Source organism: Nocardioides lijunqiniae (assembly GCF_015024225.1).
GTDB lineage: Bacteria > Actinomycetota > Actinomycetes > Propionibacteriales > Nocardioidaceae > Nocardioides > Nocardioides lijunqiniae.
The window spans coordinates 28,671-42,493 of record NZ_JACJGM010000040.1; the positions used below are offsets into that span (position 1 = coordinate 28,671).

The following is a 13,823-nucleotide window of genomic DNA, read 5'->3' on the forward strand; positions in this document are numbered from 1 at the left end:
ACAGGCCCTCGTCCGGTCACCCGGCACGGCCCTCAGCCAGGGGCGATCTCGGGGCGGTCGACCAGGGCGACCAGCCGGCGCGGAGCCTGCACGCAGTAGCTGTCGGTGAGGAGCTCGGCGACCTCGTCCCAGTCGGTGTCGCCGTCGATCAGCAACCCGGCGGCGGTGGGCCACCAGTCGGGGCGGAAGTACGGCGGACCGAGGTGGCCCAGCGTGGCCGCCTCGTCGGACTCGGCGCGGAACACCAGCACCAGGGCGGGTCCGTCGGTGCCGGCGGCGCGGGCGTAGCCCTCGGGCCGGCCGTCACGCACCAGGCAGACGTGCGCGAAGGTGCGCCGCCGTACGCGCCACCGGACCCCGACCCACGCGTCCTCCTCGTGGGCCTCCGGCAGCGCCAGGCAGATCTCTCCCAGCCGCCGCACCGCGGCCGCGAGCGCCTCGTCGTCCTCGCTCATGGCGCGACCGTATCCCCGACCGCCGACCGTTTGCGGGCGCCGGCTCCGGGTAGTACGGAGCGCGGGGCTCAGTCGGCGTCGAGGCGGGAGAGCTCCTCGGGGGTGAGCTGGAGGTCGGCGGCGGCGGCGGAGTCGGTGATCGACTGCGGGCGCTTGGCGCCGGGGATCGGGATCACGACCGGGGACTGGGCGAGCTCCCAGGCCAGCGCCACCTGCTGGGCGCTGACGCCGTGGGCCTGGGCGATCTCGGCGAAGGCCGGGTGCTTGTCGGCCAGCTCCTTGGCGTCGCCCAGGCCGCCCAGCGGGCTCCAGGGCAGGAACGCCAGGCCGAGCTCCTCGCAGACGTCGATCTCGGGGCGGCTGCTGCGGAACGCCGGGGAGAACTGGTTCTGCACGCTCACCAGCGCGTCGCCGAGCACGGCGTGCGCCGCGCGGATCTGCGCGGGGTCGGCGTTGGACAGCCCGACCCAGCGCACCTTGCCGGAGTCGGCGATCTCCTTGAGCGTGCCGATGACCTCCTCGTAGGGGACCTTCGGGTCGGGCCGGTGGTGCTGCCACAGCGCGATCTGCTCGACGCCGAGGCGCTCGAGGCTGGCGTCGACGGCCTCGTGGAGGTGGGAGGCGGAGCTGTCGGTGTCCCAGCCGCCGCCGTCGGTGCGGACGTGACCGCCCTTGGTGGCCAGGACGACGTGCTCGCGCACGCCGAGCTCGTCGAGCAGGCCGGCGACCAGCCGCTCGTTGGCGCCCTGCGCCCCCTCGCCGAGCTCGTCGCCGTTGCCGTAGGCGTCGGCGGTGTCGAAGAGGGTGACGCCGGCGTCGAGCGCCGCGCGCACGGTGGCGGCGAGCTGCTCGCGCGGCTGGGTGCCGCTCTGGTCGAAGGTCATGAGGCCGAGGCCGATGGCTCCGACCTCGATGCGTCCGGTGGTCTGGTGTCCGAGGTGTCGTGTCTGCACCCCTCCGACCCTACGGAACGGCTCCGAACGCCGTCGACAGCTCCATCCGGGACAGCGGCAGACGGCGCAGCAGCCCGACCGGGTCGGGCAGCTCGCCGGGCGCGCGGGCCCCCGGTGGCAGGGCCCCGGCCAGCAGGGCGAGCGCGACCTCGGCGACCAGCGGCCCGGTGACGGCGTAGAAGTCGTCGCCCGCGACCTCCGCCGTGCGCTCCTCTGCGCCGCGGCGGGCGACGACGCGCAGGGCGTAGGGGTCGCCCCCCTCGCGGGCCCGGACCCGCTCGTCGGGAGTGAGGTCGCGCGCCGCCTCGAGGTCCTCGATCGCGGAGGCGTTGACGGTGCTCTGCAGGCTGCGGACCGGCAGGTGGCGGGAGACCAGCAGCGGCTCGGAGAGGCGCAGCTCGACCCGTCCGGGTGCGGTCGTCGCGGGCGTCGTGACCAGGAGACCGTCCTGGAGGTGGAGGCGGTCGCCGGGGTTGCGGTCGCCGGTGGCGAGGGTGCCGTCGGTGGGGTGCCAGCCGGCCAGCTCGACCTCGACGTCGACGTGGTCCCAGGGCGCGCCGTCGTCCGGTCCGAGGAGGGCGGTGAGGACCAGGTCGCCCAGCGCCCCGAAGAACCCGACGCCGGGCATGACCACCACCCCGGCGCGCTCTGCCGGCCCGGCCCACGCGTGCAGCAGCGCGAGCGTGCTGGGCTGCTCGGCCGCGATGTCGACGTAGTGGGCGCCGGCCGCCAGCGCGGCGCGGGCCAGCGGCAGCGCGGTGTCGGCGAACGGGCCCGCGCAGTTGACCACCAGCCCGACGCCGGCGAGGTCGGGCACCGCCTCGACCGCGAACGCCCGGGACTCCCGCCCCTGTGAGCCCGGCATGCTGGCGAGCCGGTCGGCGTCGCGGCCGGCGAGCACCGGCACCAGGCCGCGCTCGACCAGCGCGGCCACGACCGCCCGCCCGGTGTGGCCGGTGGCGCCGTAGACCAGCACGGGCAGGGACGCGTCCGTCGTCATGGGCCTCGGTCTACCCGACGCCACCGACAGGGCAGGGGCGGCCTGGGGAGCTGACGGCGACGGCGGGCCTCGTCGCGGCAGCCGTGGCGGGCTCGCAGCCGTGGTGGCCCGGCGGAGGGAGCAGGCGAGCGGCGTCTGACGTCGGTCAGCCGGGGCTCTCGGTGCGGACGAACCGCGCGAGCAGCCCGGCCAGCTCCTCGGGCCGGCTCAGGTGCGGGCAGTGCCCGGCCGCGATCTCGTCGGGCCGCTCGATGCCCAGCCGCTCGACCGCGACCCGACGCTGGACGGACTCCGGCAGGAATCGGTCGCAGGTGGTGACCACGTAGCGCGCGGAGGCCGACGGCGGCGTCGCGCGCGGCCAGGGCTCCTCGCCCAGCCGCGCGCTGGTCGGGCGCTCGTGGGCGATGGCCTGAGCGGCCAGCTCGGGCGGCACGTCGGCGTAGAAGGCGCGCGCCGGGTCCGGGTCGGCGAGCGCGGCGTCCCAGCCGACGGCGTCGAACCACTCGCCGGCGCCCTCCCCCGGCTGCGGCACCATGCCCGCGACGTAGACCGTCAGCCGGGCGCCGAGCCGGTCCGCGACCAGCGGGGCCACGAACCCGCCCGCGGAGTGCCCGACGACCACCACGTCCGAGCCGCCGTCGACGGACGCCACCGCCTCGGCGACCGCGTCGACGCAGTCGTCCCAGGTCGCGTCGTCCCGGTCGGTGGGCAGGTCCGGCGCGACCGCCTCGTGGCCGCGCTCGCGCAGCGCCCGCTGGACCAGGTGCCAGGCCCAGCCGCCGTCGCCCGAGCCGTGCACCAGCGCGTACGTCGTCATGCCGGTCAGACGCCCGCGGGCGCCGGAAGTCATCGCCCGTCGGTCAGCCGCGTGAGGGCAGCACGCAGAGCTCGTTGCCCGACGGGTCGAGGAACGTGCGCCAGGCGACGTCGGGGTTGTCGGGCAGCTCCTGCCCGCCCCGGTCGAGGATCGCGCGGGCGACCGTCTCGGGGTCGTCGTCGCCGGGCTCGAGCCGGATGTCGAGGTGGAGGTGGTTCTTCGTCGACTGCCGCTTGGGCTCGACCTCGGGCACCAGCTCGAGCAGCGGCCCACGTCCCGACGGGTGCTGGAGCGCCGCCACGCTCCCCTCGTCGGTCGGCACCCAGCCGCTCAGGTCCGCCCAGAAGTCACGGTCGCGCTCGGGGTCGGCCGACCACAGCGGCAGCGCCGCGAGCGGCCCCCTGCCGTCGTACGCCGCCCGCTCCTCCATCACGCAGAAGGCGTTGCCCTCCGGGTCGGCCAGCACCACCCACGGCACGTCGCCCTGGCCGATGTCGGCCCGGGTGGCGCCGAGCGCGAGCAGCCGCTCGACCACGCCCTCCTGCTCGGCCCCGCCCTGGAGGTCGAGGTGCAGCCGCCGGGGCCCGTGCGCCGGCTGCGCCACCGGTTGGAAGCACAGGTCGAGCTCCGGGCCGTCGGGCACCGCCAGCCGGGTCTCGTAGCCCCCGGCGTCGTCGGTCAGGGTCTCGGTGCCGAGCGCGGCCTCCCAGAACCGACCGAGGGTGCGGGGGTCGCGTGCGTCGAAGACGAGGTTCTCCAGGTACACGCCTCCAGCCTAGGTCCAGGTCAGGGCAGCAGGTTGAGGTACAGCTGGCGACGTACGTCGTCGACGGCCGACTCCTCGCTCGTGAGGCCGAGGTAGCCGTTGGTCTCGACGAGGTGCACGTCGGCCGCGGCCTCCGCCTGCTCGCGCAGGCCGGTGACCCAGGAGCGCTGGTGCCGGTAGGCGGCGACCCGGACGCCCCGGCGGACGAGGGCGAGGACGACCCCGGCGAGGTCCTCGCGCTCGCCGCCGACCAACAGGCTCTCGAGCCGCGGCATGTCCAGCAGGAAGGACCCGTCGGCGTCCTCCAGGTCGATCCGGAGCCGCCGGGCGCCGACCCCGGACAGGGCGGTGAGGTCGGCGTTGCGGGTGGTCCGGGTGAGGTGCAGCTCGGTGAGCTCGGGCAGGTCCCGCAGCGGCCCCACCCCGAGCAGGCCGGGCTCGCCCTCGGCGCCCACCCGGAGCGTCCGCAGCCCGGTGCACTCCGCCAGCGGCGCGAGGTCCGCGCCCCCGGTCAGGACGACCTCCAGGCTGGTCAGCCCGGCGACGGCGCCGATGCCCTCGAGGGTGGGCGCGAGACCGAGGCTCAGGGTGTACGGCGCCTGCCGGAACATCCGCGCCGCGAACTCCCGGCGGTCGAACCTCCCCCAGGCGCGGTGCAGCTCCTTGAGCACGGCGTCGGGGTAGCTCTCCTCGGCGTACCGGCCCAGCACGTCGAGGGCACCGGGCGTGCCGATCGTCCCGAGCGCCCGCACGGCGGCGCTGCGCTCCGCGGCCCGCTGACCCTCGCGGGGCGCCAGCAGGGCCGGGTCGGCGTCGGGGTGGGCGGCGAGCCAGGCCTTCACCTCCGAGACCTTCTGCGGGACGTCGGGGGCCTGTGAGGCCGGCCGTTCCGGTCCGTCGGTCGGGGCGGCCGCGTGCTTGGCCGCGGCCCGGCGGATCGTCGCCTGCAGCCGCCGCGCGTACTCCTGGTCGCCGAGGCCCTCGGCGAGGCGGTTCAGGACCTCGACGTCGGCGCGCGCGGCCAGCGTCAGCAGCCCCCACAGCTCCTGCGTCGGGTAGGGACCGAGGTCGGGCGTGGCCTCCAGCCCGAGGGCGCCGGCGAGCGCCGGGTCCTCGACCACGACCAGCGCCGCCCGCTCGACCTCGGGCGCGCCCTCCGTCTTCGCCGTGCCCTTCACGGTGTTGGGCAGGTTGGAGTAGCGGTCGATCCGCGTCAGCAGCCTCTCGGCCACGTCGTCGCCGAGGTGGGCGCCGAGCGCGGTCCGGATCGGGTCGTCGTGGGTGTCCATAGGCGCTGGATCATGACCCGAACGCGGCCGGGCAAACCACGGCCCCGGGGGCTGGGGGACCGGCCGCGTCAGTGGGCCATGTCGACGAAGCGGGAGTAGTGGCCCTGGAAGGCCACGGTGATGTCGCGGGTGGCGCCGTTGCGGTGCTTGGCGACGATCAGGTCGGCCTCGCCGGGGCGGGTCGACTCCTTCTCGTAGGCGTCGTCGCGGTGCAGCAGGATCACCATGTCGGCGTCCTGCTCCAGCGAGCCGGACTCACGCAGGTCGCTCATCATCGGGCGCTTGTCGGCGCGCTGCTCGGGACCACGGTTGAGCTGGGAGAGCGCGATGATCGGGAGCTCGAGCTCCTTGGCGAGGAGCTTGATCTGGCGGGAGAACTCCGAGACCTCGAGCTGGCGGGACTCGACCTTGCGGCCGGACGACATGAGCTGCATGTAGTCGATGACGATGAGGCGCAGGTCGTGGCGCTGCTTGAGGCGGCGGGCCTTGGCCCGGATCTCCATCATCGTCATGTTGGGCGAGTCGTCGATGAACATCGGCGCCGAGGAGACCTTGCCCATGTGGCGGGCCAGCTTGTCCCAGTCCTCGCTGCCCATCTTGCCGTTGCGGATGTGGTTGAGCGGGACCTTGGCCTCGGCCGAGAGCAGTCGCATGGTGATCTCGGAGCGCGTCATCTCGAGGCTGAAGAAGACGCTGGCGAGGTTGTTGTTGATCGACGCCGCACGGCAGAAGTCGAGCGCCAGCGTCGACTTCCCCATGGCGGGGCGGGCCGCGACGATGATCATCTGGCCGGAGTGGAGACCGTTGGTGAGGTCGTCGAGGTCGGCGAAGCCGGTGGGCACGCCGTAGAGGCCGGACTCGCGGTTCTCGATCGCCTCGATCTCGTCGAGGACCTTGTCCATGATGTCGGACAGCGGCGCGTAGTCCTCGGCGCTGCGACGGTCGGCGACCTGGTAGATCTCAGCCTGGGCGCGGTCGACGATGTCGTCGACCTGGCCCTCGCCGGCGTAGCCGATCTGCACGATCTTGGTGCCGGCGTCGACCAGGCGGCGCAGGACGGCCTTCTCGCGGACGATCTCGGCGTAGAAGGCGGCGTTGGCCGCGATCGGGACGTTGGCGGCGAGGGTGTGGAGGTACGGCGCGCCGCCGATGCGGGCCAGCTCGCCCTTGCGCTGGAGCTCGGAGGCGACGGTGATCATGTCGACCGGCTCGCCGCGCCCGAAGAGGTCGATGATCGCGTCGTGGATCGTCTCGTGGGAGGGGCGGTAGAAGTCGACGCCGCGCAGCACCTCGGAGACCTCGGCGACGGCGTCCTTGGAGATCAGCATCGAGCCCAGCACCGACTGCTCGGCGGCCATGTCCTGCGGCGGCGTGCGGTCGCCGGGGCTGGTGGGCCGCTCGCCCGGGGCGTAGGACACCGGGCCGTCGCCCCAGTCGTCGAACGGGGGCTCGGAGGCCCCGCGCGTGTCGGACTCGGTGACGCTCAACGCTGGCTCCCTGTCGTCCGGTGACTGGTCGGAGAGGTGGTGCGGTCTGGACCGGATGGTCGATCGACAACGCTAGGAGACGGCGCCGACACCGGGGTGGTCAGCCGCGAACCTACGGGCCCCGGGGGGCCCAGGGATAGCGGCCTGTCCACAGGCCCTGTTGATAACTGTGGACACACCGTGGACGACACGCACGCAGCTTGTGCACAGCTTGGGGAGAGACCTGTGGACTCAGCACGACCGCCCACCGGCATCAGGCCTCTGACCTGCGGAAACGACGTCGCCGGGGTGTGCACGAAAAATAGTTCGTCGTCAGCTCAGTTCACCGCCCGTCCACCTGCGCGTCGGGTGCCGGTATGTCGACAAAAGGCCCTCGCGTCCCGGGTTTCCACACCGTTATCCACCGGCTGGGCATTTACCAGACAATGAGGGGGTGCGCCGCGAAATCGACCGAGAAATCTGGAGACTCGCGGTCCCCGCCTTCCTCGCCCTGGTGGCCGAGCCGCTGTTCCTGCTCAGCGACGCCGCCATCGTCGGCCACCTCGGCACCCCCGAGCTGGCCGGGCTCGGCATCGCGGCCGTCGTGCTGCAGACCGCGGTCGGCCTGTGCGTCTTCCTGGCCTACGGCACCACCGCCAGCGTCGCGCGCCACCTCGGCGCCGGCGACCGCTCGGGCGCGCTGGCCCAGGGCGTCGACGGGCTCTGGCTGGCGGTGCTGATCGGGGTGGTGACCACGGTGGCGGGCGTCGCGCTCACCGGCCCGCTGGTGGCCGTCTTCGGCGCCGACGACCAGGTGGCCGAGCACGCGACGACGTACCTGCGCATCGCCTTCCTCGGCACCGTGCCGCTGCTGGTCATGCTTGCGGCGACCGGCGTGCTGCGCGGCCTGCAGGACACCCGCACCCCGCTGGTGGTCGCGGTCGCCGGCAACGCCCTCAACATCGTGCTCAACCTGCTGCTCGTCTACGGCGTCGGCCCGGTCGCCGGGATGGGGCTCGCCGGCTCCGCCGTCGGGTCGGTGCTGGCCCAGGTCGCGAGCGCCGCGGCGCTGGTCGCGGTGGTCGCGCGGGGCGCGCGGCGCGAGGGCACCTCGCTGCGGCCCGACCTGCGCGGGGTCAGGGCCGCCGCCCGCGCGGCCGTGGCGCTCGTCGTGCGCACGCTGACCCTGCGGGCCGCCCTGCTCGTCACGACGTACGCCGTGACGCTCGGCGCGGGCGCCGACTCGGCCGTCGACCTGGCCACCCACCAGCTGGCGATGACGCTGTGGACCTTCCTCGCGTTCGCCCTGGACGCCATCGCGATCGCCGCCCAGGCCATCACCGGGCGCCACCTGGGGGCCGGCGACGTGGACGCGACCCGGGCCGTGACCCGGCGGATGGTGCAGTGGGGCGTCGTCAGCGGGGTCGTGACCGGTCTGGCCCTGGCCGTCCTCAGCCCGCTGCTGGGCCCGCTGTTCAGCTCCGACCCGGCCGTCCACGACCTGCTGGTGCCGGTGCTGGTGGTCGCCGCGATCGGGCAGCCGATCGCCGGCGTCGTGTTCGTGCTCGACGGGGTGCTGATCGGGGCCGGCGACGGCACCTACCTCGCCTGGGGCGGGCTGGTGACGCTCGCGGTCTACGCGCCGCTGGCGCTCGTGGCGGCCCAGGTCCTCGGTGGGCTGGTCGCGATCTGGGTGGTGTTCTCCGCGGTGTTCATGGGCGCGCGCTTCGTCGTGCTCACGCGTCGCGCCCGGACCGACACCTGGCTGGTCACGGGCGCCCCTACAGTGGCGCCATGAAGTCCCTGCAGTCGGCCGCGATGGGCTTCGTGTTCGTCGCGCTCTACGCACGCTTCCACGGCTACGACGCCTACGCCGACCCGTTCGGCTGGCTGCTGGTCCTGCTCGGCGTACGTCGCCTGCCGCCCGAGACCCCGCTGCGCTCCGCGATGCTCGCGACCGGCGCGCTGACCCTGGCGGTGTCCGTGCCGCTGTGGCTCCCCGAGGTCCGCGAGCGCGTGGCCGACCTGGACGCCTCGGTCGGCTGGAGCGCCGACCTGCCGGCGTTCGCGCTGGTGGCCCTGCTGTGCCACGGCCTGGCCGAGGCCGCCACGACGGCGGGCGACGAGCGGCCGGCGCGGTGGCTGCGCCTGGTCCGGACCGCGGTGGTGGTGGTCGCGCTGCTGCCGGTCGTCGTCTTCGGCGGCGGCGTCGAGTCGCTCTCCTCCACCGCGGCCCTGGCCGCCCAGCTGCTCTACGTCGCGCTCGTCTGGCTGCTGTTCAGCTGCTCCGGCCGGGTCTGGGCCGGTGGGCCCGGCCCGCGCGTCGCGAGCGCCGCCGAGCGCATGTAACACGTTGTCGTCAGTGCCTTCAGCCCGCTGCAGCGGGCTGAAAGTGCCATGGACGACGTGTTACAAGCACGCTCCGCCCCCGGACAGGCGACGAGGCCGCCCTCCCCGAAGGGAGGACGGCCTCGTCGTGTGGTGCGGGTGGGGCTGGGTCAGGCGGGGATCACGTTGAGGGCCACGTCAGCGGACACCTCGTCGTGCAGCTTGACCGAGACCTGGTGGCTGCCGAGCGCCTTGATCGGGTTCTTGACCACGATCGTGCGCTTGTCGACGGCCTCGCCGGACACCGCGGTGATGGCGTCGGCGATGTCGGCGACCGTGACGGAGCCGAACAGGCGGCCACCGTCACCGGCGCGGACCTTGACGTCGACGGGCGACGACTCGAGCTTGGTCTTGATCTGCTCGGCGTGGTCGTGGTCGCGGACCGAGCGCGAGGCGCGGGCGGCCTTGATGGAGGTCACCTGCTTCTCACCGCCACGGGTCCAACGGATCGCGACGTTGCGCGGGATGAGGTAGTTGCGGCCGTAGCCGTCCTTGACCTCGACCACGTCGCCGGGCGCGCCGAGACCGGTCACTTCCTGGGTCAGGATGAGCTTCATGTTCGTCAAGCCCCCTTATCGACCGGTGGACGTGTAGGGCAGCAGGGCGACCTCGCGGGCGTTCTTGACCGCGATCGCGACGTCCCGCTGGTGCTGGACGCAGTTGCCGGTGACCCGACGCGCGCGGATCTTGCCGCGGTCGGAGATGAACTTGCGGAGCAGGGCGGTGTCCTTGTAGTCGACACCGGTCGCCTTCTCCTTGCAGAACTGGCAAACCTTCTTCTTGGGCTTGCGAATCACTGCCTTGGCCATTGTGGTGCTTCCTCTCTAGAAGCCCGGCCCCGAGTGGGTACGGCGCCGGAATGGTTCGGGTTGATTGCGTGGATGTGGTGCGGGTGAGCCGGATCAGCTCAGAACGGGGGCTCCTCCGAGCCCACGCCCGGGGCGCCCCAGGGGTCGGACACCGGAGCGCCGCCACCCTGGCCACCGGCCGGACGCGACGGGGCCGCGGTCGCCCACGGGTCGTCGCCGCCACCACCGGAGGACTGGCCGCCCCCCGAGGGCTGGCCGCCGCCGTAGCCTCCGCCCCCACCGCCGGAGCGCTGGGCACGGGCGACCTTGGCGGTGGCGTACTTCAGGGAGGGGCCGACCTCTTCGACGTCGAGCTCGTAGACGGTGCGCTTCTCGCCCTCACGGGTCTCGTACTGGCGCTGCTTGAGCCGCCCCTGCACGACGACGCGCATGCCCTTCTGCAGCGACTCGGCGACGTTCTCCGCCGCCTGGCGCCACACGGCACACGAGAGGAAGAGGGCGTCGCCGTCCTTCCACTCGTTGGACTGCTTGTCGAAGGTGCGCGGCGTCGACGCGATCCGGAAGTTGGCCACTGCCGCCCCCGAGGGGGTGAAGCGGAGCTCCGGGTCGTCGACGAGGTTGCCGACCACGGTGATGACGGTCTCGCCTGCCATGAAAGGTCTCCCTAGCTGATGTTGATCCGTTGTGGTGCGTGTCTGCGTCTCGGCTCATCAAAGCCTGAGCCGTCGACAGTGGAAAGTGCGTGTCCACAGGACGCGCGCATGCGGACCGATCAGGTCAGCGAGCGGGCTCCGGGACGGATCACCTTGGTGCGCAGGATCGCCTCGTTGAGCGTGAGCTGGCGGTCGAACTCCTTGACCGTGGCCGGCTCGGCGCTCAGCTTGATGACGGCGTAGATGCCCTCGGCGTTCTTCTTCACCTCGTAGGCGAGGCGACGGCGTCCCCAGACGTCGACGTTCTCGACGGTGCCGCCGTCCTTGCGGATGACGTTGAGGTACTTGTCGAGGGAGTCGGGAACGGTGCGCTCCTCGATGCTGGGATCGAGGATGACCATCACTTCATAGTTGCGCAAAGCGGTACTACCTCCTTTGGACTCGGCGGCCACGGTCTCTCCGTGGCAGGAGGGCCTTGCAGTTCATCTCGCGGCACGCCCGTCGGTGGGCGTGACAAAGACAGGCAAGGTTAACAGCGCGCGCAGACCCTGTGGAAATCCCGGCCCGGATGGTCCGCACCGGGCCTAGCGTCCAGGGATGGGCACGACCGAGCCTCCCCTCGCCGGACGCTACGTCCTGCTCGACCCGATCGGCGTCGGCGGCATGGGGTCGGTCTGGCGCGCGTGGGACCTGCGGGAGCGCCGGCTGGTCGCCGCCAAGCTGCTGGGCAGGTACGACGACGCGCTGCTGCAGCGGTTCGTCCGCGAGCAGGCGGTGCGGGTCGAGCACCCCCACGTGGTCGCGCCGACCGGCTGGGCGGCCGACGGCGGGCGGGTCGTGCTGACGATGGACCTGGTCGCCGGCGGCTCGGTGGCCGACCTGCGCGCCGAGCACGGTCCGCTGCCGGAGCCGGTGGTGGCGCGGCTGCTCGACCAGCTGCTCCAGGCGCTCGAGGCCGTGCACGCCGCCGGGCTCGTCCACCGCGACGTCAAGCCGGCCAACCTGCTGCTCGAGCCCGGGCCGCTGCACCTGCGCCTGGCCGACTTCGGGGTCGCGGCCGTGCTCGGCGAGCCGCGGCTGACCGGGGCCGGGACCGTCGGCACCCGCGGCTACTCCGCCCCCGAGCAGGACGACGGCGCGGACCCGCACCCCGCGCAGGACCTGTACGCCGTCGGCGTGGTCGGCCGCGAGCTGACCGGCCGGCGGCCCGGCGTGCTGGACCCCCTGCTCGGCGCGCTCTGCGACCCCGACCCCGCGCGCCGTCCCGCCTCGGCGAGCGAGGCGCTGGTCCGGCTGCGCCGCCTCCCGGTGCCGGTGACCGCCGCGGGCGTCGTGGTGCGCGACCGGCTCGGGCCGGCGGCGTACCCGTCCGGCGCCGGACGGCGGCTCACCGTCGTCCTGGCCGGCGTGTGCCTCGTGTGCCTGGCGCTCGCGATCGTGCTCGGTGTGGCCGTGACCCTGCGCGCCACCTGACCACCTACCGCCTGCCGAGCTGAACGCCCGGAAGGGCGGACTACTGGAACCGGAGCGGGTTCTCCGCGACGACGCGGCCCTCCTCGCCGACGACGAACGCGCCGTTGACGCCCGCGATCTCCTCGGGCGCCTCGAACGGCACGTAGATGCAGACCGACTTCTCGCCGAACGTCCAGGTGTCCTGGAGCGAGCTGAGCTGGTCGTCCTCGTCGCCGAGGGCGTAGTAGGTCACCCCGATCGGGACCCCGTCGGGCAGGCCCTGGACGACGTACTCGGCATAGAGCACGTCGCCGGCCTCGACGCTCATCGTCTGCGGGCTCTCGGGGGTGCTGGTGCCGTCGCAGTCGCCCTGCTCGCCGTCGCGCACCCAGCCGGCGGGACGGAAGGTCGCCTCCGCCGGGACGTCGGTCGGCTCCGGGAGCTCCTCGGCGTACGGCGAGACGTAGGAGGGGTCGCCGCCGTCGCGGGCGATCTCGAGGACCTCGTCGGCCAGGGCCACCGGGCGGATCAGCGCGGAGCCGGACGTGATCGCGCCGGCGTCCTCGGACCCGGCGGTGATGACCGCGGTGTTGACGCCGATCAGCTCGCCCGCGTCGTTGATGGAGGGGCCGCCGGAGTTGCCCGAGCCGAGCCGGACGTCGCTGTCGATGAGGCCGCGCTCGGTCTTGACGATCTCGTCGGCCTGGAAGGTCGAGACGACGCCGCGGGTGACGGTGAGCGGCCGGTCGAGCGTGGCGCGGACGTTGCCGATCGAGGGGTAGCCGAGCGCGGTGATCTCGTCGCCGGTGTGCAGGTCGTCGCTGTCGCCGACCGGCAGCGGCTCGGGCAGGTCGATCTCGGAGTCCTCGAGCTCGTTGCCGTCGGCGTCGGCGCTGATCTTGAGGACCGCCAGGTCGAGGTAGCCGTCGGCGACGATCGGCTCGGCCCGGTACGCCGCGGTGGCCGGCTTGTCGTCGTCGCTGGAGGTCAGCGAGACCAGGAGGTAGTCGGGGTCGGGCGTCTCGCTCGCGCCCTGGCCGGGCGCGGAGGGCAGCGCGACGTGGGCGTTGGTGAGGATCAGCCCGTCCTCGCTGATGATGCTGCCGGACCCGGAGTGCGTGGGCGTGCCGCTCTCGTCGACGGCGATCAGGTAGACCGCGGCCGCCTTGGCGCGGGCGAGGTTCTCGGGGCTGAGGCCGCCGGCCGTCGTGCCGCCGCCGCCGCCGTCGTCGCCGCCCACGAGGACGGCGGTGGTGATGCCGCCGCCGACGACCAGCAGCAGGGCCAGCGCGGCGCCCACCATGGTCAGGGTGCGTCGGCGCTTCTTGCGGGCGATCGCCGCGGCCGCCTGGCCCGCGCCGACCACCGGCACCAGCTCGAGCTCGAAGCCCGCCGTGGGGTGACCGAGCAGGACCTCGACCGGCTCCTCGATCCTGTACTGCGTGAGCCGCTCGCCGTCGACGTAGGAGCCGCTGGTGGAGCGGTCGACCCACCACCAGCCGTCGGGGCGCGGCTCGATGACCGCGTGCCAGCGGGAGACGGCGCTGTCCTCGACCACGACCTCGAGGGCGGGGTCGCGGCCGACGTGCACGGGCGCGTTGGCCTGGAAGCGCAGGTCGCCGCCGTCGCGACGGCGCACGAGCAGGCTCGGGCCGCTCGGCGCGCCGGGGAAGCCGGGCAGCCCCGGGATCGGGGCGCCGGTCACGACCGTCTGCGCGAGCAGCGGGGACGGCGGCACGGGGGCGGCGCCGGCCGCGGGGCGGTCGGTCGCCCCG

General features: G+C 73.7%; 15 protein-coding genes. 3 read left to right on the top strand and 12 right to left on the bottom strand.

The window, feature by feature from the left end; genetic code table 11:
- Positions 1 to 32: 32 nt before the first annotated feature.
- From IRQ30_RS20125 to dnaB, 7 genes are all read right to left on the bottom strand, one after another.
- Entirely contained in the window at positions 33 to 455 is a 423-nt protein-coding gene (locus tag IRQ30_RS20125; RefSeq protein ID WP_193614690.1) for an MmcQ/YjbR family DNA-binding protein, read from the bottom strand.
- Between the two features lie 68 nt (positions 456 to 523).
- Entirely contained in the window at positions 524 to 1,408 is an 885-nt protein-coding gene (locus IRQ30_RS20130) for an aldo/keto reductase (protein WP_193614691.1), read from the bottom strand.
- Positions 1,409 to 1,418: 10 nt separating this feature from the next.
- Positions 1,419 to 2,408 (bottom strand): saccharopine dehydrogenase NADP-binding domain-containing protein, encoded by a 990-nt coding sequence (locus IRQ30_RS20135; protein WP_193614692.1) that lies wholly within the window; start codon positions 2,406 to 2,408, stop codon positions 1,419 to 1,421.
- A gap of 145 nt (positions 2,409 to 2,553) precedes the next feature.
- Complete coding sequence (locus IRQ30_RS20140) at positions 2,554 to 3,258, bottom strand: alpha/beta fold hydrolase (protein WP_227467870.1); 705 nt, start codon at positions 3,256 to 3,258, stop codon at positions 2,554 to 2,556.
- A 10-nt stretch (positions 3,259 to 3,268) separates the two neighbouring features.
- Positions 3,269 to 3,991 carry a VOC family protein gene (locus IRQ30_RS20145; protein WP_193614693.1) on the bottom strand — a complete coding sequence of 241 codons (723 nt, stop codon included), beginning with the start codon at positions 3,989 to 3,991 and terminating at the stop codon, positions 3,269 to 3,271.
- Positions 3,992 to 4,011: 20 nt separating this feature from the next.
- A complete protein-coding gene (locus IRQ30_RS20150; RefSeq protein ID WP_193614694.1) occupies positions 4,012 to 5,280 on the bottom strand; it encodes a hypothetical protein in 1,269 nt (422 codons plus the stop codon).
- A 68-nt stretch (positions 5,281 to 5,348) separates the two neighbouring features.
- Positions 5,349 to 6,698 carry a replicative DNA helicase gene (gene dnaB / locus IRQ30_RS20155; RefSeq protein WP_338087764.1) on the bottom strand — a complete coding sequence of 450 codons (1,350 nt, stop codon included), beginning with the start codon at positions 6,696 to 6,698 and terminating at the stop codon, positions 5,349 to 5,351.
- A 502-nt stretch (positions 6,699 to 7,200) separates the two neighbouring features.
- Here dnaB and IRQ30_RS20160 point away from each other — a divergent pair.
- A complete protein-coding gene (locus tag IRQ30_RS20160) occupies positions 7,201 to 8,544 on the top strand; it encodes an MATE family efflux transporter (RefSeq protein ID WP_193614695.1) in 1,344 nt (447 codons plus the stop codon).
- Positions 8,541 to 9,095: a hypothetical protein gene (locus tag IRQ30_RS20165; protein WP_193614696.1), complete on the top strand. Its 555-nt coding sequence runs from the start codon at positions 8,541 to 8,543 to the stop codon at positions 9,093 to 9,095. Before IRQ30_RS20160 ends, IRQ30_RS20165 begins: the two co-directional genes overlap by 4 nt.
- Before the next feature lie 149 nt (positions 9,096 to 9,244).
- Here the strand turns inward: IRQ30_RS20165 and rplI are convergent, their stop codons facing one another.
- The 4 genes from rplI to rpsF form a co-directional block, all read right to left on the bottom strand.
- Positions 9,245 to 9,691, bottom strand: coding sequence for a 50S ribosomal protein L9 (gene rplI / locus IRQ30_RS20170; RefSeq protein WP_193607689.1), 447 nt, complete (start codon positions 9,689 to 9,691; stop codon positions 9,245 to 9,247).
- Positions 9,692 to 9,706: 15 nt separating this feature from the next.
- Positions 9,707 to 9,943: a 30S ribosomal protein S18 gene (rpsR, locus tag IRQ30_RS20175; RefSeq protein WP_011758085.1), complete on the bottom strand. Its 237-nt coding sequence runs from the start codon at positions 9,941 to 9,943 to the stop codon at positions 9,707 to 9,709.
- A 98-nt stretch (positions 9,944 to 10,041) separates the two neighbouring features.
- Positions 10,042 to 10,596: a single-stranded DNA-binding protein gene (locus tag IRQ30_RS20180; RefSeq protein ID WP_193614697.1), complete on the bottom strand. Its 555-nt coding sequence runs from the start codon at positions 10,594 to 10,596 to the stop codon at positions 10,042 to 10,044.
- A gap of 119 nt (positions 10,597 to 10,715) precedes the next feature.
- Positions 10,716 to 11,015, bottom strand: coding sequence for a 30S ribosomal protein S6 (rpsF, locus tag IRQ30_RS20185; RefSeq protein ID WP_134740527.1), 300 nt, complete (start codon positions 11,013 to 11,015; stop codon positions 10,716 to 10,718).
- A 178-nt stretch (positions 11,016 to 11,193) separates the two neighbouring features.
- Between rpsF and IRQ30_RS20190 the strand changes: the two genes are divergently transcribed.
- On the top strand, positions 11,194 to 12,069 hold the full coding sequence (locus tag IRQ30_RS20190; protein WP_193614698.1) for a serine/threonine-protein kinase: 876 nt from the start codon (positions 11,194 to 11,196) through the stop codon (positions 12,067 to 12,069).
- 40 nt (positions 12,070 to 12,109) lie between these two features.
- Here IRQ30_RS20190 and IRQ30_RS20195 read toward each other — a convergent pair.
- Positions 12,110 to 13,823, bottom strand: a 1,714-nt coding sequence (locus IRQ30_RS20195; protein WP_193614699.1) for a trypsin-like peptidase domain-containing protein, incomplete at its 5' end; no start/stop codon positions are given.